This is a genomic window from Shewanella sp. SP2S2-6 (assembly GCF_031931965.1).
Taxonomy (GTDB): Bacteria; Pseudomonadota; Gammaproteobacteria; order Enterobacterales; family Shewanellaceae; genus Shewanella; species Shewanella baltica.
On the sequence record NZ_JAUOEQ010000035.1, the window covers coordinates 1 to 20,970 of the forward strand.

20 protein-coding genes are annotated in these 20,970 nt (G+C 48.3%); 11 read left to right on the forward strand and 9 right to left on the reverse strand.

Annotated features, from left to right (window positions below; all coding sequences use genetic code 11):
* The 8 genes from Q4Q57_RS18145 to Q4Q57_RS18180 all read left to right on the forward strand — a co-directional run.
* Window positions 1-849: TonB-dependent receptor domain-containing protein (locus Q4Q57_RS18145; RefSeq protein WP_311891626.1), on the forward strand; the 849-nt coding region annotated here is incomplete at its 5' end.
* Window position 850: 1 nt separating this feature from the next.
* Window positions 851-2,221 (forward strand): ABC transporter ATP-binding protein, encoded by a 1,371-nt coding sequence (locus Q4Q57_RS18150; protein WP_311891627.1) that lies wholly within the window; start codon window positions 851-853, stop codon window positions 2,219-2,221.
* The gene (locus tag Q4Q57_RS18155; RefSeq protein ID WP_259562740.1) at window positions 2,211-2,891 is read left to right on the forward strand and encodes an energy-coupling factor transporter transmembrane component T; all 681 of its coding nucleotides are present in this window, start codon (window positions 2,211-2,213) and stop codon (window positions 2,889-2,891) included. The genes Q4Q57_RS18150 and Q4Q57_RS18155 overlap by 11 nt, the downstream gene beginning before the upstream one ends.
* Window positions 2,884-3,426: a core component of ECF transporter gene (locus Q4Q57_RS18160; RefSeq protein ID WP_311891628.1), complete on the forward strand. Its 543-nt coding sequence runs from the start codon at window positions 2,884-2,886 to the stop codon at window positions 3,424-3,426. The genes Q4Q57_RS18155 and Q4Q57_RS18160 overlap by 8 nt, the downstream gene beginning before the upstream one ends.
* A gap of 28 nt (window positions 3,427-3,454) precedes the next feature.
* A complete protein-coding gene (locus Q4Q57_RS18165) occupies window positions 3,455-4,192 on the forward strand; it encodes a DNA-binding protein (RefSeq protein ID WP_311891629.1) in 738 nt (245 codons plus the stop codon).
* Window positions 4,193-4,230: 38 nt separating this feature from the next.
* Window positions 4,231-4,470, forward strand: a complete 240-nt coding sequence (locus Q4Q57_RS18170; RefSeq protein WP_311891630.1) for a hypothetical protein — start codon at window positions 4,231-4,233, stop codon at window positions 4,468-4,470.
* Between the two features lie 235 nt (window positions 4,471-4,705).
* The gene (locus Q4Q57_RS18175) at window positions 4,706-5,896 is read left to right on the forward strand and encodes an HD-GYP domain-containing protein (RefSeq protein WP_311891631.1); all 1,191 of its coding nucleotides are present in this window, start codon (window positions 4,706-4,708) and stop codon (window positions 5,894-5,896) included.
* Between the two features lie 112 nt (window positions 5,897-6,008).
* Window positions 6,009-6,644 (forward strand): paraquat-inducible protein A, encoded by a 636-nt coding sequence (locus Q4Q57_RS18180; RefSeq protein ID WP_311891632.1) that lies wholly within the window; start codon window positions 6,009-6,011, stop codon window positions 6,642-6,644.
* 74 nt (window positions 6,645-6,718) lie between these two features.
* Here the strand turns inward: Q4Q57_RS18180 and Q4Q57_RS18185 are convergent, their stop codons facing one another.
* Genes Q4Q57_RS18185 through Q4Q57_RS18200 form a run of 4 tightly spaced genes read right to left on the reverse strand, consistent with a single transcriptional unit; the run spans window position 6,719 to window position 12,324 of the window.
* A complete protein-coding gene (locus tag Q4Q57_RS18185; protein WP_226060142.1) occupies window positions 6,719-7,024 on the reverse strand; it encodes a DUF3240 family protein in 306 nt (101 codons plus the stop codon).
* Complete coding sequence (locus Q4Q57_RS18190; RefSeq protein WP_311891633.1) at window positions 7,021-10,074, reverse strand: CusA/CzcA family heavy metal efflux RND transporter; 3,054 nt, start codon at window positions 10,072-10,074, stop codon at window positions 7,021-7,023. The genes Q4Q57_RS18185 and Q4Q57_RS18190 overlap by 4 nt, the downstream gene beginning before the upstream one ends.
* A gap of 1 nt (window position 10,075) precedes the next feature.
* Window positions 10,076-11,104: a membrane fusion-like protein gene (locus tag Q4Q57_RS18195; protein WP_311891634.1), complete on the reverse strand. Its 1,029-nt coding sequence runs from the start codon at window positions 11,102-11,104 to the stop codon at window positions 10,076-10,078.
* On the reverse strand, window positions 11,101-12,324 hold the full coding sequence (locus Q4Q57_RS18200; protein ID WP_311891635.1) for a metal transporter: 1,224 nt from the start codon (window positions 12,322-12,324) through the stop codon (window positions 11,101-11,103). The genes Q4Q57_RS18195 and Q4Q57_RS18200 overlap by 4 nt, the downstream gene beginning before the upstream one ends.
* A 145-nt stretch (window positions 12,325-12,469) precedes the next feature.
* Here Q4Q57_RS18200 and Q4Q57_RS18205 point away from each other — a divergent pair, with 145 nt between their 5' ends.
* Both Q4Q57_RS18205 and Q4Q57_RS18210 read left to right on the forward strand, forming a co-directional pair.
* On the forward strand, window positions 12,470-13,015 hold the full coding sequence (locus Q4Q57_RS18205) for a helix-turn-helix transcriptional regulator (protein ID WP_006079428.1): 546 nt from the start codon (window positions 12,470-12,472) through the stop codon (window positions 13,013-13,015).
* A gap of 113 nt (window positions 13,016-13,128) precedes the next feature.
* Window positions 13,129-13,275 (forward strand): hypothetical protein, encoded by a 147-nt coding sequence (locus Q4Q57_RS18210; protein ID WP_311891650.1) that lies wholly within the window; start codon window positions 13,129-13,131, stop codon window positions 13,273-13,275.
* Window positions 13,276-13,297: 22 nt separating this feature from the next.
* Here Q4Q57_RS18210 and Q4Q57_RS18215 read toward each other — a convergent pair whose 3' ends face one another.
* Both Q4Q57_RS18215 and Q4Q57_RS18220 read right to left on the reverse strand, forming a co-directional pair.
* Entirely contained in the window at window positions 13,298-14,248 is a 951-nt protein-coding gene (locus tag Q4Q57_RS18215) for a putative sulfate exporter family transporter (RefSeq protein ID WP_311891636.1), read from the reverse strand.
* Between the two features lie 288 nt (window positions 14,249-14,536).
* Window positions 14,537-15,100 (reverse strand): malate synthase, encoded by a 564-nt coding sequence (locus tag Q4Q57_RS18220; protein ID WP_012090627.1) that lies wholly within the window; start codon window positions 15,098-15,100, stop codon window positions 14,537-14,539.
* 251 nt (window positions 15,101-15,351) lie between these two features.
* Here Q4Q57_RS18220 and Q4Q57_RS18225 point away from each other — a divergent pair, with 251 nt between their 5' ends.
* Entirely contained in the window at window positions 15,352-16,884 is a 1,533-nt protein-coding gene (locus Q4Q57_RS18225) for a DUF3612 domain-containing protein (RefSeq protein ID WP_012588922.1), read from the forward strand.
* Window positions 16,885-17,035: 151 nt separating this feature from the next.
* Here Q4Q57_RS18225 and Q4Q57_RS18230 read toward each other — a convergent pair whose 3' ends face one another.
* Genes Q4Q57_RS18230 through putP form a run of 3 tightly spaced genes read right to left on the reverse strand, consistent with a single transcriptional unit; the run spans window position 17,036 to window position 20,967 of the window.
* Window positions 17,036-18,283 (reverse strand): glutamate-5-semialdehyde dehydrogenase, encoded by a 1,248-nt coding sequence (locus tag Q4Q57_RS18230; RefSeq protein ID WP_311891637.1) that lies wholly within the window; start codon window positions 18,281-18,283, stop codon window positions 17,036-17,038.
* 48 nt (window positions 18,284-18,331) lie between these two features.
* Window positions 18,332-19,459: a glutamate 5-kinase gene (gene proB / locus Q4Q57_RS18235; protein WP_311891638.1), complete on the reverse strand. Its 1,128-nt coding sequence runs from the start codon at window positions 19,457-19,459 to the stop codon at window positions 18,332-18,334.
* Window positions 19,460-19,470: 11 nt separating this feature from the next.
* Complete coding sequence (putP, locus tag Q4Q57_RS18240) at window positions 19,471-20,967, reverse strand: sodium/proline symporter PutP (RefSeq protein WP_311891639.1); 1,497 nt, start codon at window positions 20,965-20,967, stop codon at window positions 19,471-19,473.
* Between the last annotated feature and the right edge of the window lie 3 nt (window positions 20,968-20,970).

Genomic DNA, 20,970 nt, shown 5'->3' on the forward strand with positions numbered 1-20,970 from the left:
GCCGAGAACTTAAATGATTCTGCCTGGTTATATACAGCCGCGGCTGAGTATCAGTACCAATCTGAGCTGCAGTACGGCTTTACCTTAGGTGGCGCTTACCATTCACTCGACACCACAGATAGTACCGATGGTAACTATTCGGCCATGGCCTCCAGTTATTGGCAGGCGGCGCAGGATTCTCGCTTAAGTTTAAGTGTGGCACGTAAAGTGCGCTTCCCCTCTATGGTGAACTTGTATTCGCAGCTATCTGGTAATCGTGATTTAGAAGTCGAAGAGTCTAAGCATGTGGAGCTGGGTTTAGAGCAGAATCTGCCGGCGAGTACCGATTTCTCCCTTTATGGCTATTACACTGATGCGAAAAATTACATCGCCAAGGATGTCGATGGTTTCTACCAAAATATGGGGCGTTATAAGTTCAAAGGGGTAGATTTCCAAATCAATAACCATACGATTGAGCACTTAGATCTAAGCTTCTCCTATAGTTTTCTCGATTCAGAGGAGATAGACGGCGACGATACCTTAGATGCCTTGCAATATCGTCCACGTCACCAGTTACGTTGGCAGATGAGTTACGAATTTCCTTTCGAGACTCAAGTTCACCTCAACGTGGAGCGTATTTTAGACCAAGTCTATGCGACGCAGGTGAAGGTTGGCGGTCAGACGCAATATCAACAGCAGTCGTTAGACAACTACACCTTAGTAGACGTGAATTTGGTACAGCCATTAATTCATGACAAGTTAGATGTTTACCTACGTGCGACTAACTTGCTGGATGAAAACTACTACCAGAGTGAAGCCCTGCCACAGGCGGGACGACAGATCTTCATCGGTGTGAACTGGCAGATCTAAGATGAAACTCCTAGCGCTCGAAGGCGTTAGCTTCAACTATGGTAGCCAGTTACCGACTGTATTGCTGGAGGTTTACTTGGCCATTGGCACTGGCCAATGCCATTGCGTGAGCGGTCCTACGGGCTCTGGGAAATCGAGTCTGCTAAACCTACTGGCGGGCGTGTTAAATCGCCCGCATGAAGGCGACATCTGGCGTTACCCACAACTGGTTACGGGTCTGGTGATGCAGGACCCGCAAACTCAGCTCCTTCGGCAAACCGTTGGTGCCGAAGTGGCTTTCGCCTTAGAAAATCTCGGCATTCCCGCTGAGCAAATGCTACCTAAAGTGCAATTGGCACTACGGCGCGTGGGCTTATATCTGCGTCTCGATACCCAAGTCAGCACGCTTTCCCTCGGTCAAAAATATCGTTTAATGATTGCCGCCCAACTGGTGTGCGAGCCGCATTTACTACTGCTCGATGAACCTTGGGCACAACTCGATGATCACGGTGTGAGTGAGCTGCTGGTCGTGCTCCGCAATCTTATCCAAGATGGCATGGCGCTAGTGTTGGTTGAACATAACGCCTCGGCCTTCGCTGAGATTATTCAGCATTACTGGCAGTTAGAGGCCGGCAAGCTATCCGAAGGCGTCTATACCGTGACCGATGCGCCGCAAACTGAGGCGCCTGCGTGGCGAAATCAGCCTAAGTTTGAGCACTTAGGTAAAGTCTTGGTCAGCGCCGAAGCCTTTGATTTTGGGTTCGATGCTTGTCCTACATTATTTGCGTGTCCGCAGGGATTTCAACTGCAGGCGGGTGAGATAGTGACCTTAGTGGGAGATAACGGCTCAGGTAAAACTAGTTTGTTGAAAACCATAGCTGGCGTACTCAGTTCAAGGCAGCGTCTTCCGCTTAAAGTGCTAGGGCGAAGACCTAGGCTAGGGATTTATGGCGCTGAGCTGGGACTGCTGATGCAAAGGCCGAGTCGACAATTATCCGAGACCAGCGTGCTGGCCGAAATGCAGTTTAGCCTTAGGCGTTTTGAACTCCCCAAAGAACGCGCGGCGCAGATGTTGGATGAATTGGATTTATTTAGCTTAGCTCAGCTGTCGCCCCACAAATTATCCTACGGTCAACAGCACTTGATTGCCTTAGCGTCACTCGCCTGTTTACGCCCTAAAGTATTGCTTTTGGACGATCCATTGGCGGGGATGGATAAGCATTACTACGGCAAAGTGTGGTACTTGCTGAAGCGGTTAAGCTCGCAAGGTTGCGCTATTTTGCTCAGCAGTCACAGAAGCATTGAACACAGCGCTGTATCACGGCAATTGAGTTTGCGTAATGGTTTATTGGTGGAGGAATTGATTGAAACAGGAGAGCGTTATGTGGGCTAGTTGTCGGCGCCTACGCGCGCTGCGGCATTGGAGTTATGAGCGGCGGGAAACGGCACTTTGTGCGTTGTCGCTGCTATTGGTGTGCGTGCTCTCAGCCTGTGCTTTTGTATTGCCTGCTGCTTTACTCTTGCCATTAGCAGGGCTTAATGGACTGCTTGTTATCCACGGTTTGCTGCGGCGCGGCAGTATTTGGGGCGTGCTAAAGCTAGGTTTAGTGCAATTGAGCATTACTTTGAGTCTGTATTTAATCCTCTATGGCGTTGAACATTTAGCCCAAGGCGCTGTGGTGGTTGCGCGTATTATTTTGGCGACCATTCCCGGTTGGTGGCTGTGTATTACGGCGGCTCCGGAGCGGATTGGTGAAGTGTTAAGTGCGTTTTTACCGACCAAGTGGGCCTTTGTGGTCGCGGCATCCTTAAGTTTATTGCCCTATATGGCAGATGAGATCCGCGAGATATATCAGATCCAGTGTCTGCGCGGGGCACGCATTACACCTAAGGCGCTGCGTAACCCTAAAAATTGGTCCGAGTTGGTGTATTGCGTGTTGTTTCCCGTCTTAATCCAATTACTTAAATTATCTCGCCAAATGGCCGTTGCAGCGCAGTGTCGTCACTTTGGTTTAGCGCAACGGCCAACACATTGGCATTCACCGAGAGACAAAAATGACTAAAAAAATCCCGCTGAGTCTCCAAGACTCCCTATTTGTCGGCTTTTGCGCCACCTTGCTGGTTGCATTAACGGGCATGTTAAGGCTTAAGTTGGGCTTGTCTGGACACAGCATGTTCCTGATGAGTTTCTTTTATCTGATCTGTTACGGCGTGTTAGGTCGTTTCGGCAGTATGACGGCATGCGGTGCTATCGCGGGCATAGTGGCTATGGCTTTAGGCGTAGGTAAAGGCGGGCCTATGATTTTACTGAAGTTTGCCTTGCCTGCCATTGCAATGGATCTCGTCGCCTTACTCTTGCCACTCAGTATGAACTTGCATTGGCGCTGCGTGATCTTAGGCATTGCAGGCTGTATCGCTTGGGCGGGCAAAGTGGCACTCACCAATATGCTCGCGGGCATGGCGCTGGATGTCGTGTTGATTCAGTGGGGTTTGAGTGTATTAAAAGGCGGCTTCTTTGCCACTCTGGGCGCCTTGCTTGTACCGCCTGTGCTGACGCGATTAAAAGCCCATGACCTGTTACACCGTGACAAATTTTAAAACCTTTTTAAAGCTTTAGGAAATGCAGATGAAAAATTGGCTGATTTGTATCGACGATACCGATGATATCGGCACTAAGGGTACGGGCGAAATTGCCGAGGAAATCGCCCATCTGCTCGCCAATATGTCGGGCGGCCATGCTTCCTTTGTGACGCGGCATCAATTGTTTGTGCACCCTGATATTCCTTATACCTCACATAACAGTGCCATGTGTTTTGCGCTGCGCTCGCCACTGACGCAGGCTGAGATCCATCAACATGCCGTTGCGCATTTGGTCGCGGAATCGGCTCCTGCGGCAGACCCTGGCATCGCCATACTCGATGTCGACTCTTACTATGATGCCGCGGCTTTAATGGATTTTGGCCGCAGAGCCAAGGTTGAAGTGATTACGAAAGCGGCGGCCTATGCTTTGGCTGAACAACTTAATATTCAGCTGACCGAACATGGCGGCACAGGCCAAGGTGTTATTGGTGCGTTAGCGGGATTAGGGCTACGTTTGATGGGCAGCGACGGCCGGGTAAAAGGCCAGATTAAACTTGGCCAATTTGAGGATGTTTCACTCGAACTCAGCGTTGCCGATATCCTCGAACAAACCGGACTGGATGCTGTGATGAGTACGGACAAGTATCGACTTGCGCTTGATGAGCGAGTGCAGCTTAAGGGCAAAGTGAAAGCCGTATACCTTGATCACCAGTTTGTATTGCTCGTTCATCAAGAGGCAGAGCAATGGCGCAATGCGGGCAAGCAAGCCCTGCAAGCCTATTAGAGCAAGTTTAGTTAAAGAGTTTAAAAAGAGAGTGCTAAATGGATCTCAACTTGGTCGAACATGCATTTGAATTAAAGGATGACCGCTGGATTTTTAAGGCGGGATTGGCTCAATATCCACGGGCGAGGCAAGCGGCCAAGTTGTGCACGCGTTTTATCCCAGATGATGAAGACGAGCAGATCGACGATGAGCCCCGCTCCTGCTACAACTGCCAATATCGCCGCTGGATGGTCGCCGGTTTTGAATGCCTAGCCCTTAGGCATTTATTGAAAAAGTGAGAGTATGAAATGGGTCTTGCTTGAGCCTTAGGCTCTTATTCCATCGCATTCTGTTTAGGGCATTTTGTTTACCAAGAAAGTCTATGGTGATTTTCTAATGCGCGGCTTAGAATGCCCCTCACGCCTGTTCTATAATAATCAAGAATAACAACAGAACATTTGAGCGTAGGTCGCTTTTATGTCGTATGGTTAAGTTGATATTTTATTCGGGCACATCATCCTTGGGGTTGTAGATATGAGTGAGTCGGCAGAATCAGTTGAGCTTATCAAATTACCTGTGTCGCAATTGACATTAGGTATGTTTGTCAGTGCCATAGACAAAAATGATAAAGGTCAACTTGCTATTGCAAATGCTGGACAAATTAAGCACAAGGATGCGATTTTAAAACTGGCCAAAAGCGGTATTAAATTTGTTTGGGTAGACGCCGAGCGTTCGGCAGAACATTGCGGTTTAAAGAAAAAAACCACCAACGATAGTCAAACCGACAATCGAAAAGCGTCAGTGAGTCGCGATAAGCAGCAAGCTCAAGCTAAGGTCATGCTGACCGAAGCGAAAGATCTTATTCGTAAAGTGTTATCCGAAACCTTCGAAGGCAAAGCCATCGAAGTTGCGCCCTTCGAAGCGTTAGCCGATACCATGATTGAGTCTGTCATGTTAGATGCTGATGCACTTAAATGTATGTCTGCGCTCCGTTCAAAAGATGCCTATCTACTCGAACATTCAGTGAATGTCGCCTTTCTGTTGGTAACCTTTGGCAAATACCTACAGCTGGATCGCGATATGCTGCGGCAAATGGCGGTCGGTGGGATTTTGCACGATATTGGCAAGATTAAAGTCGACAATAAAGTGCTACACAAGCCGGGCAAACTGACACCAGAAGAGTTCGAACATATGAAGCTGCATCAAGTGTATGCGCTTGAAATTATGAACGAAACTACTGGTCTGTCGCAGATCAGTAAAGATATCTGCTTGATGCACCATGAAAAGTTAGATGGCCGTGGTTATCCAAGGGGATTGAAAGACGATGAAATCCCTCGCCACGGTCGTATGAGCTGTATCGTCGATATCTTCGATGCGTTAACCGCGACGCGCTGTTACAAAGAGGCCATGAGCCCAGCCGCGGCCTTTAAAATTTTACTCAGTCTGACGCCATTTCACTTAGATCAAGGATTGGTCTATGAGTTTATTCGTTGTATTGGTGTTTACCCTGTGGGTTCCTTAGTTGAATTATCGGACGGCCGAATTGGTATTGTCTGGGCCTCGAAGGACAGAGATGCACTGCATCCGATCGTAAAGTGCTTTTATTCTTTAAAAGTAAAACGTTACACAGATGTCGCTATGGTGGATTTATTAAAATCTGAGTTGTATATCGAGCGCGGCGTGTCACCGAGTTCATTGGATATCGATCCAACGCCTTTCTATTAATCCTCAAATCTTGTCTCTAATGCCGGTCATCTAAGTCGATGGCTGGTGCGAACGATTGCAGAGCTTGCGCTAAAAACCGTAAACTGAATGTCTTCTCCTGTCTGGCAATGCGATGAACAGTGCTATGAAATCATTATTTCCTATTTTTATCATTCTCTTATCTTTGGCTTTATTAATCCCTGGGGTGACTCAACCTATTTTGAGTATCAGCGGCACTATCGATAAGGCCAAGCTGACCGAGCAGGGCATAGAGCAAGTTGCTCAACGTTTCGATGAAGACTCGGGGCGCGACAGCGCTCGCGGTATGCTGAGTATGGTTAGTGGTTTGCTGGGGCTCAATAGCCTTAAGGGCGAAGTCGAAGTGTTGCAGAAAACCCGCAGTATTTGGGGAACGGTAACCGAGCTTTATCACTCAGGAAATGGATTCGTCGCGGGATTAGTCATGTTATTCAGCGTGGTGGTGCCGGCCTTGAAGTTGAGTTTAATGCTGGTACAGCAATGTGTGAGTTCGATTGGTCTGAAACTGAGGATTAATGCCGTCGTCAATGCACTCGCTAAGTGGTCGATGGCCGATGTGTTTGTGGTGGCGCTGATCATCACCTTTATGGCGGGGAACGCCTCTGGTGGTATGGGGGAAATGCTAAAAACACAGGCGCAATTTGAAAATGGTTTTTACTTTTTTACCGCGTACTGCATTTTATCGATATTGAGTGGTTTTTTAGTGCGGCGTCCAACGCCAATTTTGTAGCGAGTTTATCAAGCATGCCGACCTTAGCGATAAGACCGGATGCCTAGATTTAACGCGGTTAATGGCGCAGCGAGTTATGACAAAGTGCCATTTTGATAAATGGGCATAATCCAATAGCGACAGGGATTATGTTTGCAGACCAAAGCCAGTGCAGCGAGCAGCGCCGCTTGTTGCGCAGCGGGGTGCATGATTTCGAATTTACAAAACTCCCGATAACCTTCCACTTGTTCCTTGATATTAAAATGGCTGTGTTCACGGCTAAAACCACAAATATTCCCTAGGCTAAAACCCGACAGAAACTCCAACTCTATCAAGGTATCGACTATGTCGCCCTTAATATCATTTTGGGCGATCAGTACTAACAGTTGTTCTGTGCTCATTTACGTTTCTCCAGCCAAAAATACAGAATTGGCAGTAAATACAGTGTGGTAATGGTTGAAGTGAGCAGACCGCCAATCACCACAATCGCTAAAGGTTTTTGAATTTCAGCCCCAGGGCCCGAGGCAAACACCAGCGGCATAAGACCAAACATCGCCGTAGTCGCTGTCATCAAAATGGGGCGTAAACGCCGCGCCGCACCTTGTTCTACCCGTTCGCGCAGGTTGCTGAACATGTGCTTGGTTTGTTCGTAATAGCTGACCATCACCACGCCATTGAGCACAGCGACGCCGAGCAGGGCGATAAAGCCAACCGAAGCGGGCACGGACAAATATTCCCCTGACAAATACAGGCTAACTATGCCGCCCATCATAGCGAAGGGAACGTTGGCGAGAATTAAGCCCGCTTTGGCAAGCGAGCCAAATGTCGTGAATAAAATCAAAGTGATCAGTGCGATAGCAATGGGTATCACTAGTAGTAAATTGCTGGTGGCCCGCTGTTGGTTTTCAAACTCGCCACCAAAACTCACGCTATAACCGCTCGGGAGTTTGATTTCCTGCGCAATTTTAGCGTTGAGCTCTTCTACAAAACTCACGATATCGCGACCTTGCACGTTAGTGGTGATCACTGAAAAGCGATTCCCTTGCTCACGCTCGATAAGGATAGGGCCTTGCTTATAGCTTAAGGTAGCGACATCACTCAGGCGTTTTAAGGAGTGATCTGGCATCACCAGTAACTGATTTTTAAGTTCATTAATGCTACTTAAGTGGCTCTGATTGTTAGCAATCAGCACGGGGGTGCGCTTTTTACCTTGTAGCACTTCGGTCACTATTACGCCTTCGAGCTGGCTTTTCAGGTAGCGGGCAAACTCCATGGTGCTCATGCCAAAGCCTCGGGCGAGCTCGTTATCTAAGGTGAGGTTGATAAAAGGACTGCCTTCGATCATCGCCATTTTCACATCGACGCTGCCGCTGGTGGCATTAACCAGCTGTTGCATTTGGCTCGTGAGCTGAACTAAGGTGTCGATATCGTTACCAAAGACCTTGATCGCCACGTCGCCAATGCTGCCGGTGAGCATTTCGGATACGCGCATTTGTATCGGTTGAGTGAAGTTAAAATTAACGCCGGGATAGTCCAATAACACAGTGCGGATCGCATCTATAAGCGCTTCTTTATTGGCAAAGCGCCATTCGCTGCGGGGCAAAAGTTCTAAGAACACATCGGTTTCATTGAGTCCCATGGGATCTAAGCCGATTTCATCCGCGCCAGTACGCGCCACCATCTGTTTGATTTCAGGTACTTTAGCCAGCAAAGTTTGCTGAATTTGCTTGTCGATGGCAATCGAAGCCTCGAGCGAAATCGACGGCGATTTCTCCAACTGCAGAATAATGTCGCCCTCATCTAAGGTCGGCATAAAGGTTTTTCCCACTAACCCGAACAGCCCTAGGCTGATGATAAGCAAGCTAAAGGCGATCACTATAAAGCGTTTTTGATGGCTAAACGTGCCCTTGAGACTGCCCAGATAAAGCTGTTTAAGCTTTTCAATCGCCTTAGGTTCCTTGGCGGCTTTTTCGTTGACGAGATAAGAAGCGATAACCGGAATAACAGTTAACGACAACACCAGCGCCGACAGCATGGCAAACACGATAGTGACCGCAACTGGGGTGAAGAGTTTGCCTTCAAGCCCGCTCAAGGTCAGCAAGGGCGAAAACACTATCATGACGATCACTGTGCCCGACACCACGGGAATGGCAACGTCCTTGGTCGCGCGAAAAATCAAATGCAGCCGGGGTAATCTCTGCTTAGTAGCGATGAGATTCACCATGTTTTCGACCACGACCACAGATGAATCCACTAACATGCCTATGGCGATAACCAGCCCGCCTAGGCTCATTAAGTTCGCAGAAAGATTGAAGTAATCCATCATCAAAAACGTCATCAGCGCGGCAAGAGGCAGCGAGAGTGACACGACTAATGCGGCGCGCACGTTACCTAAAAACAACGCCAGCAAGATGATCACCAGCACTACGGCTTCGAACAAGGCATTGGAGATGGTATCAATCGCGGTATTGATCAGATTTGCGCGGTCGTAAAAGGTGTTTATCTGGCTGCCTTCTGGTAAGGTTAGGCTGATTTGATCGAGCTTTTCCTTAATATTTTTGACCACTTGTGCGGTATTAGCGTCTTTCAGGGCGATGATTAAGGCTTCGGCGGTTTCGTTGCCGTCTTTCGTGACTGCGCCATAGCGGGCTAAGTGGCCAATTTGAATATCGGCCAAATCCTGCAGTCGATACACTCTGGCATCATCGGCCTTGATCACTAATTGTTTGAGTTCGTCGATATCATCGATGCGGCCTTCGGCGCGCACTATTATGGTGTCTGTGCCAATGGTGAGCTTGCCTGCACCTTCGTTGTGATTATTCTCAACGATCGCCTGTTGCAGCGCCGCAAAGCTCACGCCTGCAGCCGCCATAGCCGCAGGTTTGGGGGTCACACTAAAGCTTTTGGCATAGCCACCGAGGATATTGACATCGGCGACACCCGCAACGGTTCGCAGTAGCGGACGGATTTCCCATTCGAGCAACTGCCGTCTTTCCATCAGCGAAAGATTGGGATTTTCGAGTGAAAACATAAAGATTTCGCTGAGCGGCGTACTCATTGGCGCCACACCGCCCGTTACACCTTCAGGAAAACTGTCCCACACGGCGGCGATGCGTTCGCTCACCTGCTGGCGCGCCCAATAGATATCTGTGCCTTCGTCGAAATCTAGGGTGATATCGCTGATGGCGTATTTAGTGGTCGAGCGCAGAATCGATTGATGGGGAATACCTAACAGTTCGGTTTCAATCGGCACGGTAATTTGCGCTTCGATTTCCTCCGGCGTCATGCCGGGCGCCTTGAGGATGATCTTCACTTGGGTGGGCGAAATATCGGGAAAGGCATCCAAGGGAATGGAAAACCAGGCTCGCGCTCCCGCTAACATAATAATCAGCGCCACAATCAGCACAAATAAGCGCTGCGTAAGCGAAAAGCGGATGACTGAGGACAACATCTTATTCGCCTCCTAAGCCAAGCATTATGCCTTTGACTGCGGCAACCGACTGGGATAACACTTGGATTTGGCTCAGATCTTTATCGCTTTCAACGATATATTGCTCAGGGGTTGAACCGAGAATATCGATCGTAATCGAGGTGAGCGTGTCGGCGGTTTTAGTGAAGACTTGGCTGTCTTGCTCCCAACTAAAAACACTATTTTTATGCAATAAATACACCGCCTTTTGATACTCGGGTATCACAGTGATCTGCTGTCCTAACAGTAAGTTACATTCCTGCGGCACGGGTGATGACCAAGCGGTCACGAAGGCACCTTCGGCGATGGCCGACATGGACTCAATGGCGATATGGCACTGATTGATATTGACCGCCGAAAGCGAGTGTGACTGGCTCATAGGCACGCTGACTTTGACGCGAATGCTGTCGCTGGGCACCAGAGAGAATAGCTGTGAACCCGCCATATAAGGTCCATTCACTTGGTTGAGTTTAACGATCCCCGCCACTGGCGTGCCCACCACTAGCGAGTCTGTGGTGGCATCTGTGCTTTTGACTATCTCCATAAAATGCTGCATGTGCTCGTATTCGAGGTGAGTGCTGAAGTAGTCTTGGCTGATCTCGCGCCACTTTTCGGCGCTGATACTGCCATTGTTTAATAAGGGTTTATTACGCTCATAACGGCTTTTTGCCAGTTGATATAAGCTGCCAGCGGCTTCGACTTGGGCAAGGTAGTGGAACACTTCTGGCCCTGTCAGTTTGACTATCGCCTGGCCCTTAGTAACGAGCTGGCCTTGGCCGACGAGGAAGCTGATCTGCTGGATATTCTCCGGCGTGCTGATCCAGTAATCATTACCGGGGAGGATTTCAACCTGCGCGGGCAATGGGCTGCCCTCATAGCTGGCGACTTTCTGTGGTTGCACATAACTCAGGTCTAAATTACCGAGGGAACTAATTGTTAGGGATTCAGCCTGCGCTAACGTGGCTACACTGGCGGATAAACAGAAAAGGCATGCGCCGTACTTGGCCATCATAATGAAATTCCTAAGGCTTGCAGTTGTTGGGAGTGCAGTTGTTGCTGCGCGACTTGGTTCAGTGCCAAGCGGGATTCGGTATCGAGCGCATCCATATAGCGGCGCAGCCAGACTTCGTAGCTAACTTGATTTTGGTCTTTGACCTTGGCCAGCTCTTCAGTAATGGTGCGGCTAAGGTGTAAGGCTTGGGTTAGCAATGTCTGTTGGTCGAGTAAGTTTTGTTGCTGTTGCTCTAGCTTTTTAAGCAGGGTTTTTAGCTCGATATAAGTACGGTCGAGGTTGAGCGTGTGCTCGGTATTGGCTTGTTGCCATTGGGATAATTCGGTTTGCGATAGGGCAGAACCTAAAGTCAGTGGCACAGAAACGGCAATGCCAAGCTGTTGATCATCAACTTGGTTATCGGCGGTATTTTTAGCCGTGAGTGAGACTGTCCAAGGGTCTTTATCCCCCGCTTGCTGGCTCTGGATGATCATTAGCTGTTGCTGCTTCTGCAGGCTCAATAATTGCCATAATGGATGCTGCGCGAGCATGTCATTGGGTTGGCTGCTGGCTGAAAGCGGCCGTGCCGTTTCGGCTATGTCCTGCGGTATTTGATCTTGCCCTGTCAGCTGTTGATAGAGGGCAAGCGCCTCGGCCTGTTGCTGATTAAGATCGACCCGTTCCAGTGCAATATCCACCAGTTCGCGTTCTAACAAGAGTATGTGGGCTATCGGCAGTTCGCCCGCATCTGTGAGTTGCTTTTGCTGACTATGGAGTTTGTCGAGTAATTGGCTCTTGCGATCTAATTGGGCCAGTTTCACTGCAGCAAGACGGTGTTCCCACAGGCTTTGTCGCAATAATCCCGATAAATACAGACCTTGCAGCGCGACTTGTTGCGCCTGAATGCCTTGGGTGAGTTGTTTAATTTGCTTATCGCTGCTGTGCAAAGCAGGGGATTTTATTGGCAAATTGAGTGAGAGTTCCTGCTCGTAGCTGTTACCATTATCTAGGCTACCTAAGTGACTCAAGCTAATGCTCGGCAGGCCATTGAGCCAAGCTGAGCTGCTTAAGCTTATTTGTGATTGCGGTAACTGGCCGCCCGATTGAGATAGAGAATGTAACCTAGCTTGGCTGGTGGAGAGTGCTTGAGATAGCTCGGAATTCGCGGCGTGGCACAGGAAACTGCTGCTGACTAAGGTCGCCAACAGACATAACTTGATACAAGACGTACTGACAGACATAGGACGATTCTATGGTAATAAAGTGTGCTGTCAGTGTAGGGATTGGTGGGCGAAAGTCGTGGGGGACATGTATCATAAAACCATCTATGGTACATATGTCCCATAAATTAATTGGTTGATTTTGCTTTTATTTAGGAGTTTTTCGATGAAGGATCTTGTCATTATTGGTCTGTTGGCCTTGATCATATGCTTTAAGCTTTTTGACATCTCATCCGACATTCAATTGGGCATTCCCCAATGGCATATTGCCCAGGAAGCCATGTTATTAGTGCTCACTGTGATTGGTGCCATGTACTTAAGTTATGACCTTATTCGTCGCTCCCGCGAAGTGAAAGCGTTGGCTAAACGGTTGGAGCATGCGGATAAGAAAATCGACAATATGTCGACGCAAATGCGTTCTGCCAGACAAGAATACAGCCAAGCGGTATCGCAGCAATTCGAGACTTGGGGCTTTACTAAGAGTGAGCAGCAAGTGGCATTTTTACTGCTTAAGGGCTTAAGTTTTAAAGAAATTGCCGAAGTGCGCCAGACTAAAGAAAAAACCGTCAGACAACAGGCATCGACCATTTATGGCAAAGCGGCTGTGGATGGACGCCACACTTTCTGTGCTTGGTTTATGGAAGACTTTATTCAAGAACATAATCAAGATCTTGCTGCGAATGAAGCGGCATCAAGTTCTAAGGCGGCTTAATCTGCGCTGGATTGGCTTAGCTGTTATAGCTATTTGTTATTTAAAATCGATATTTGCTGAGTTTTTAGTTCTAAACAATAATGAGCATCCCCTAAGTTTGCAGGAAGATGCAATTGAAAAACTGGCTGATTATCGTGTTTTGCCTGATTGCCTTGGTCGCTTCGACGCAAACCACAGGACTCGTGCGTTCACTTATCGAATTCTCCGCCTTTGTAGGCGTCCTCTGCTGGGCTTGGCGAATGAAGCTGACGGCAGAGTAGACTGGTTTTCCGCAAATCTTAGCTATTGAAAATAAAGAATATACACCAAAGACGTGATACCAATCGCTGCCCACAGCATGACCCCAAGCAACAAAGGTTTGGGGCCACTCGCCCGCATTTTCTGCACTGTAATTCCTGCACCAATCAAAAACAAACACAGGACTAATGCCCGTTTCGACATCATAAACAAGGCGTTATAAACAGCGTTAAACTGCGGTAACCAATGCGCCACAGCAATGGCTAAACAATAAAAACCGATAAAATACGGCAGGTTAAGTTTGCGCTTATCACCACCAAACAGCATAGCGCTGACCAGTGCGATCGGGATAATCCACAGGGCGCGGGCGAGTTTAATGGTCGTGGCGGTTTTTAAGGCTTCATCGCCATAGGCCGAAGCCGCGCCGACAACCGATGAAGTATCGTGGATGGCGATGGCACTCCACACACCAAAATCGTATTGGCTCATATTGAGCAAATGGCCGAGTGCGGGGAATAAAAATAGCGCGACTGAATTGAGTACAAATACGCAGGCTAATGCAGTGGCGGTTTGATCGTTACGCGCATTGATGGCCGGAGCGACTGCGGCAATGGCGCTGCCACCGCAAATAGCGGTACCAGAAGCGATTAAGTGGCCCGTGACATGATCAAATTTCAGGGCGCGGGTGAGCACAAATCCTAAGCTGAGGGTGAAAAAGATTGAGCCAACTATCAAGCCGAAGTTGTGGGTGCTCGCCTCTATCGCCGCGTTTAAATTAATTCCAAACCCTAAGCCAATAATCGAATAAGACAGGAGTTTTTTGGTGAGCGCGGCAATATTCCATTGCACTGGCACCCAGCCAAGACTGGCTAAGGTAAAACCTAACACTAGCGCCATGGGCGACGAGATAAAAGGCGCGAGGCATAACAAGCCCGCACAGATGAAAACGATGCGATGAGTCTTATTATCTTGCTGTGATGTAGATGAAGAATTCATAACGCCTTAGGCTCGAGCGATTCGGTTTTATCGTTCCAACCATAGATCTTCACATTAAGCGACGGATACAAAATGGCGATCAATGGGGATTGATCATGGAGACAGATGCAAGGGGGCATTATAGCTGTGAGTATTATCCTCAATAAAATCAATTAAACTTATCTAGTTAGTCAGTTTTATTGACTCTTAGAGGATTGTGCAAAGCAGGAGTGTAAATCGAAGAAGATGAACTGTGCTCTGTTCATCTTCTTAGCTGGATTATAAATGGCGAGGTTACAGAGCGTGAAATTATAAATTTACGATACTTTTCAAATTGTAATCGCTGCCATCCTTTGCGGTAAACAACTTATCTTGGGTGTCGTTAGCGCTAGACATACCCGCATGTAATAGGCTGAGCCAATGGCGCGATGCGGCTGAACGTGACTCTGGTGTTCCGACGACCATGTTTAATGACGTTTCGATTTGGATATCTTCCAGATTGGCAACGTCTCTCGCCCCTATCATGCCATTGCGGTCGAAACTGAGTTCAACGTGGCAACCTAGGTCCTGCAACACTATGGCGCAGGGCGCATCTTTAGTGCCATTAAAAGCCACGAACTGTTTTGGCTGACGTAAACCGCTGTGGCTGCCGTCGGCGAAAAAGGCCAACAGGTGTTGGTAGTAAACCACATAGCTGCTCACATCTTGGTGTGAACCAGAGTTAAGTGGAAAGAGGCGGTCGAGGAATTGTTTCGCATTGGCGATCTTCTCGTGCTCGGCGACATTCACTTGGGCCACGGCTAGCACTTCTTCTGCGATGAGGCTGTTTAGATTCGGTTGGATCTGGTTGCTCTTGATAATTGACATATTCATCGCTCGTTCCTCTCACTCTTTCAATTTAAAAATTCAGGGTTTTGATTTAACTTTTGGCTTATCAAAGTTTGTTTTCAACTTGGCTTGTCCGCTTTAAGTGCTTGCCCGCTTTAAGGGTTAGTGGTTAAGCATTTCTTGAATTGCTGACTCCGCTGGTTTGCTTGAGTCGTTTCTTGATTGCTTAATTTGTAGTCTAGTCTTTTTTTGACTACAATTTCACAATAAAAATTTTACACTGTGAATTTTACAAAATGCGCAATGACCAGAGCTTGATGAGAAAATCACACTTCCTAGGCACAAAAATACGTAACCTACGGAAACGTAATAACTTAACCATGGAAGATTTGTCGGCACGCTGCATTCGAGTCGACGCCGGAAGTGCGCCCTCTGTGTCATATTTGTCGATGATCGAGCGTGGAAAACGAGTGCCGAGTGCCGGAATGCTGGCGGTGATCGCCGCTGTTTTTCAAAAAGACGCCGACTGGTTCCTCGACGATGTACCCGAAGAGAGCGCTATTACGCCAGATAAGGGCCGCCGTGGTGGCATAAGCGGTATGGCGCTCGAACCCAGCTTTTTGTTTTCCAATGATATTTTGCAAATCGCGATACCAGAAATGTTGTCGCAGACGGGGATCTCCGGTCGGCAGTTTGCCCATTTATTGATCCGCGCCCATCAAGAACACCATCAAAATCATTTCCCCGATCTTGAGCGTGCCGCCGAAGAAGTCGGTCTCAAGCGTATGCCCTTATCTCTGGACGATATGATGGATATTGCTAAGGGCATGGGATTAAAAATCAAATGGATAGATAGCACACCACAGGAAGTGATCGACGATATGGGCGTGAGTTCACGCCAGTTAGTCACCTCATTTTTTGAGCCGCCCAGCACAATTTATGTGAATAAAATCCTTAAAAATCGTCCTAATAGACTCAAATATGACTTAGCCGTGCACATAGGTCATTGTGTGTTGCACAACAAAGACGGCCTCAAGAGTGTGATGACCTCAGGCCGTAAAGAGGAAGTGGACGAAGAAGCGGGTATGCAGTCCAATACTTTGAACGCGCAGGATATTTTACATGCCTGGCGTGACTTTGAATCGAGCTTTTTCGCCGGTGCGCTGCTGTGCCCTAAAGTGCCTTATCGCCAATTACTCGACCGCCACGGTTACGAGATTGAAGTACACAAGCAACTGCAAGTATCAGCCTCGGTCGCCATGCGGCGCATGACTGTCGTATCTCCTTATCCCCATTGGCATTATTTCGACGCTTACGCACCGGGCAAGCTCAAGGCGGTTTATCGCGGCAACGGGATCCCACTGCCTTGGGGCAATATGCGACTAGTGGAAGATCCCTGCCAGCATTGGGCCGTCTTTAGGATGATCAGCGAGCCAACGGTCGGCACTTCGGCACAGATTTCGATTTTAAACGTCGGCAACGAACCACGCATTTACTGCTGTGAGTCGATTAAAGTCGAAGATTCGGCTGGCAACCCGCATGTCCTCTGTGCCGGTATTGATTTGAATCCGGCGATTGAAGCCCAAGGTAAAGATGCCCTGTCTATCGCCCACGATTTGAAAGATGCCTGTGTCGCCAGTGGCGGTTCAGTCACTATTCCAAAACACATTAAAAGTGATCTGGTGAGCGTCGCAAAAATTCTCAATATCAACTGGATAGAGCGCGGGATCAAAAACGACGCCCGCCTGATTTGCTCCCGCGGCGCCGTGTGTCCACGTCAACCAAGTTGCTATCAAGCGGGTAAGTCACAGTGTGATGGAGTAGCGTAAAGGATGTCGCGGGAAGTTTTATAAAGGATTTAGTGAGTGGTTGCTATTAAGCACTCTTATTTCACTGTTGCCATAAAAAAAGCCCCGAAGTATTTTGCTTCAGGGCTTTCGATTTTTGTGTTCACGTATTGGGTCGTTAAGGCGGTAACTATTACGCCCGTACTTGGCTTGTACCTGAGACTAAATACTTCTCAGCGGTCAAGGACTCGAGTCCCATTGGGCCGTAGGCATGTAGCTTAGAGGTCGCGATGCCGATTTCGGCGCCAAGACCGAGTTCGCTGCCGTCGGAGAAGCGCGAAGAAGCATTGACCATCACTACCGAGGCATCGACTGCACGTTGGAAGCGTGCTGCAGTGACTTCGTTTTCGGTGCAAATCACTTCGGTGTGCTGGCTACCAAAACGGGCAATGTGTTGGATAGCATGGTCAAAGTGATCGACTTGGCGAATGGCGATTTCGAGATCTAAATACTCTTGGCCGAAATCGTCTTCTTCCATATAAGTACAGTTTTCAAAATAGCCACCGGATTGGGTACAAGCATTGATTTTAACCTTATGCTCGGCCAGCGCTTTGGCCACTTTAGGCAGGAATTGCGAAGCAATTTCTTGGTGCACTAATAGGGCTTCGAGGGCATTACACACGCCTGTGCGCTGGGTTTTACCGTTGAGCAGTAAGTCCAAAGCAATATCCAGATCGGCATCTTTATCGACGTATAAATGACACACGCCTTTAAAATGCTGGATCACTGGGATTTTACTGTTGTCAGACACAAAGTTAATCAAGCCTTCGCCGCCACGGGGAATGATTACATCAATATAATCTCGTTGCTGCATCAGTTCCAACATCAGTGCACGGTCAGGATCGGGCACTACTGTGATTAACGCCTCGGGCAAGCCGTACTGTTTCAATACACTTTGCAAAATGGTGGCGATAATTTTGCTGGTGTGCAGCGCCTCTTTGCCACCGCGCAAAATCACGGCATTACCGGATTTAAAGCACAGGGCACCCGCATCGGCGGTAACATTCGGACGTGCTTCATAAATCATACAAACCACGCCTAATGGCACGCGCATCTTGCTGATGGATAAGCCGTTAGGTCGTTGACCAATATAACGTTCATTGCCAATCGGATCGGGCAAGGCTGCGATGGTTTCAATGCCTAATGCCATGGCTTCTACGCGTTCTGGTGTTAACGTTAAGCGGTCGAGCATAGCAGGGGCAACGTTATCGGCAGTTGCTCTGTGTAGGTCAATCAAGTTAGCGCTTTGGATTTCGTAGGACTTTTCACGTAATGAACGCGCCATGTCGAGGAGTACAGTATTTTTAAGCTGTTCGTCAACTTGGGCGAGAATAAGAGCCGCTTTAGCAGCTTCTTGAGATAAGTTTTTGATTAAAGTCATATTTACTCCGCTTAGATGTTTACTCGCTTAGTTTTATTCGGCTGATGCTTATTCGAGAATGGCGATGTTTTTCTCGGAAATGATCGGTCCAGTCTTTTGCTGAAATTCACTGGCAAACTCGCGATCGTCTTGGTCCGTAATAAAGCTAAGTAAACAACTGCTGTAATTGGATTTGGCCTTGGCCAATTTAGTACCATCACCTTTGCGTACTAAAATGGTGTCACCGGCAGAGAAGTCCCCATTGATGGCAACGACATCGTCGCTGGTCAATTGCTCGCTATGTTCGTCTAGGTCGATACTAAAGTCATTTTCGACAATAACTTCACCTTGAGCCTGCGAGGTATGTGTCATCCAATGCAGATGTTCTTGCATGGGTTTTTCATGGGAAGTGAAGAGTGTGCCCGGATTTTGCCCCTTCAACAGTTGGTTGAATGAGTCAGCATCGAAACCATTGATAATAAAGGTTTCAATCCCGTGGGAAATCGCCTTCTTGGCGGCTTGTATCTTAGTCCGCATACCACCTGTGCCGACGGCGCTGCTGGCGCTGCTGGCGCTGCTGGCGCTGCTGGCGCCGCCTGCCATGGCGTAGATTTCGGCATTAATCTCGTTCACCTGCTTGATAAGCTGTGCATCGGGATTTTCATGGGGGTTTTGTGTGTAAAGCCCGTTCACATCTGAACAGATAATCAGGGTATCGGCATCGGCCGCCGCGGCTACCATGGCCGAGAGATTATCGTTATCGCCAACTTTGAGCTTGTCGGCGGTAACGGCATCGTTCTCGTTGATGATAGGCAGTAGCCCATGTTCGAGTAGGCTGAAAATCGTATCTTTAATACTGATGTAACGATCTCGATTGCGTAAATCGCCGTGGGTTAACAGTAGCTGTGCGGTCGGGAAATCAAATAACTTGTTCCATGTGGCCATCATATCGGCCTGACCTGCTGCTGCCATGGCTTTCTTCACAGTGACACTCGGTTTATCCACCACGCCAAAGTGATGCCATCCCGCGGCGACTGAGCCCGAAGAGACCAAGACAACTTGGATCCCTTGGGCACGACAATAAGTAATAAATTGGGCAATGCCGAGTAAGTAGTGGCTGCTGCAACCTTGCTTGTGTGGTGCAATCAGGGCACTACCTACCTTAACGACAATGCGTTTCCAGGGTAAGTCAGTCATACCTGCGCGCCTCATCTGTCTTCGGCTAAAACACGGCCAGCTTTGTGGAATAATTTAGTGGTTTTGGCACAGGGATCAGTATCGAGTAACGAGACAACCCAAATCACCACACTGCTCACGGCAAAGCCGGGGATCATTTCATACACTACTGTGGTTAGGGCTTTTCCATCTGCCAATACCGGTGCATAAATCCAAAATAGAACGGTAGCTGCGCCAGAGACAATGCCCGCAATTGCGGCTTTGTGAGTTAAGTTAGCTTTATACAAGCTAAACAAAACTAATGGACCAAAGGCGGCTCCGAATCCTGCCCATGCATTACTCACCAGTGACAGCACACTGCTAGAGCGGTCGAGCGCCAGTAGACTCGCGACAATTGCCACGCCTGCTACGCCAAAGCGACCCATTTTCACCATGTCTTTTTCGGTAGATTCTTTCTTCGACATCACGCGATAGATATCTTCCGTTAGCGAGCTTGATGACACTAATAGCTGCGATGAAATGGTGCTCATGATCGCGGCCAGAATGGCGGCCAGTAAGAAGCCACTAATGATCGGATGGAACAACAACTCAGAAAACACGATAAAGATGGTTTCAGGATCGGTCAGCTTCATACCAAATTTATTGGCGTAAGCAATACCGACAAGACCTGTTGCCAGTGCACCCACGATGGTCACTGTCATCCAGCCCATACCTATGTGTCTGGCGGTTTTAATGTCAGCTACTGAACGAATCGCCATAAAACGCACAATAATATGCGGTTGGCCAAAGTAACCGAGTCCCCAAGATAAGCTTGAGATAAGCCCTAACATAGTGACGTTTTGCATCGCATCGGTGAAGTGTGGAATCGACTGATACGCAAAGTTCAACATAGTGTCAGCGCTGGTAAATTCTTGATATGCCACGACAGGAACTAAGACTAAGGCGACAAACATAATACAGCCTTGGACAAAGTCAGTGAGGCTCACTGCCAAGAATCCGCCTAACAGGGTATAAGAAACCACAACCGCTAGTGTGACGACTAAACCTATGTCGTAGTTCAGGCCAAATGCTGACTCAAACAATTTACCGCCAGCCACTAAACCCGCTGAGGTATACAAGGTAAAGAAGATCACAATGATCACGGCCGAGATAATACGGATACTGCCGTTAGCATTGCCGAAGCGTTTAGCAAAAAACTCCGGGATAGTGAGGGCGTTGTCCGCCACCTCGGTATAAACCCTAAGTTTTGGTGCGACGACCAAGTAATTGATTAGAGCACCAATCAATAGCCCAAGTGCGATGTAAATGGTTTCGAAACCAACCAAAAACATAGCACCGGGAAGACCCATTAGCATCCAGCCACTCATGTCAGACGCACCCGCTGAGAGTGCGGTGACCTGTGGACTTACCTTACGGCCGCCAAGAATATAGCCTGACACATCGCTGGTGGATTTTTTGTAAGCGAATAAGCCAATGGCGAGCATAACGATAAAGTAGATAGCTAAGGAAATGTAAGCGAGGTAATTCATTGG

What these genes read in the sequence shown, in the direction of transcription:
- Q4Q57_RS18150 (WP_311891627.1), top strand. Translation starts at nt 851, where the DNA reads ATGAAACTCCTAGCGCTCGAAGGCGTTAGCTTCAACTATGGTAGCCAG.
- Q4Q57_RS18155 (WP_259562740.1), top strand. Translation starts at nt 2,211, where the DNA reads ATGTGGGCTAGTTGTCGGCGCCTACGCGCGCTGCGGCATTGGAGTTAT.
- Q4Q57_RS18160 (WP_311891628.1), top strand. Translation starts at nt 2,884, where the DNA reads ATGACTAAAAAAATCCCGCTGAGTCTCCAAGACTCCCTATTTGTCGGC.
- Q4Q57_RS18165 (WP_311891629.1), top strand. Translation starts at nt 3,455, where the DNA reads ATGAAAAATTGGCTGATTTGTATCGACGATACCGATGATATCGGCACT.
- Q4Q57_RS18170 (WP_311891630.1), top strand. Translation starts at nt 4,231, where the DNA reads ATGGATCTCAACTTGGTCGAACATGCATTTGAATTAAAGGATGACCGC.
- Q4Q57_RS18175 (WP_311891631.1), top strand. Translation starts at nt 4,706, where the DNA reads ATGAGTGAGTCGGCAGAATCAGTTGAGCTTATCAAATTACCTGTGTCG.
- Q4Q57_RS18180 (WP_311891632.1), top strand. Translation starts at nt 6,009, where the DNA reads ATGAACAGTGCTATGAAATCATTATTTCCTATTTTTATCATTCTCTTA.
- Q4Q57_RS18185 (WP_226060142.1), bottom strand. Translation starts at nt 7,024, where the DNA reads ATGAGCACAGAACAACTGTTAGTACTGATCGCCCAAAATGATATTAAG.
- Q4Q57_RS18190 (WP_311891633.1), bottom strand. Translation starts at nt 10,074, where the DNA reads ATGTTGTCCTCAGTCATCCGCTTTTCGCTTACGCAGCGCTTATTTGTG.
- Q4Q57_RS18195 (WP_311891634.1), bottom strand. Translation starts at nt 11,104, where the DNA reads ATGATGGCCAAGTACGGCGCATGCCTTTTCTGTTTATCCGCCAGTGTA.
- Q4Q57_RS18200 (WP_311891635.1), bottom strand. Translation starts at nt 12,324, where the DNA reads ATGTCTGTCAGTACGTCTTGTATCAAGTTATGTCTGTTGGCGACCTTA.
- Q4Q57_RS18205 (WP_006079428.1), top strand. Translation starts at nt 12,470, where the DNA reads ATGAAGGATCTTGTCATTATTGGTCTGTTGGCCTTGATCATATGCTTT.
- Q4Q57_RS18215 (WP_311891636.1), bottom strand. Translation starts at nt 14,248, where the DNA reads ATGAATTCTTCATCTACATCACAGCAAGATAATAAGACTCATCGCATC.
- Q4Q57_RS18220 (WP_012090627.1), bottom strand. Translation starts at nt 15,100, where the DNA reads ATGAATATGTCAATTATCAAGAGCAACCAGATCCAACCGAATCTAAAC.
- Q4Q57_RS18225 (WP_012588922.1), top strand. Translation starts at nt 15,352, where the DNA reads ATGCGCAATGACCAGAGCTTGATGAGAAAATCACACTTCCTAGGCACA.
- Q4Q57_RS18230 (WP_311891637.1), bottom strand. Translation starts at nt 18,283, where the DNA reads ATGACTTTAATCAAAAACTTATCTCAAGAAGCTGCTAAAGCGGCTCTT.
- proB (WP_311891638.1), bottom strand. Translation starts at nt 19,459, where the DNA reads ATGACTGACTTACCCTGGAAACGCATTGTCGTTAAGGTAGGTAGTGCC.
- putP (WP_311891639.1), bottom strand. Translation starts at nt 20,967, where the DNA reads ATGAATTACCTCGCTTACATTTCCTTAGCTATCTACTTTATCGTTATG.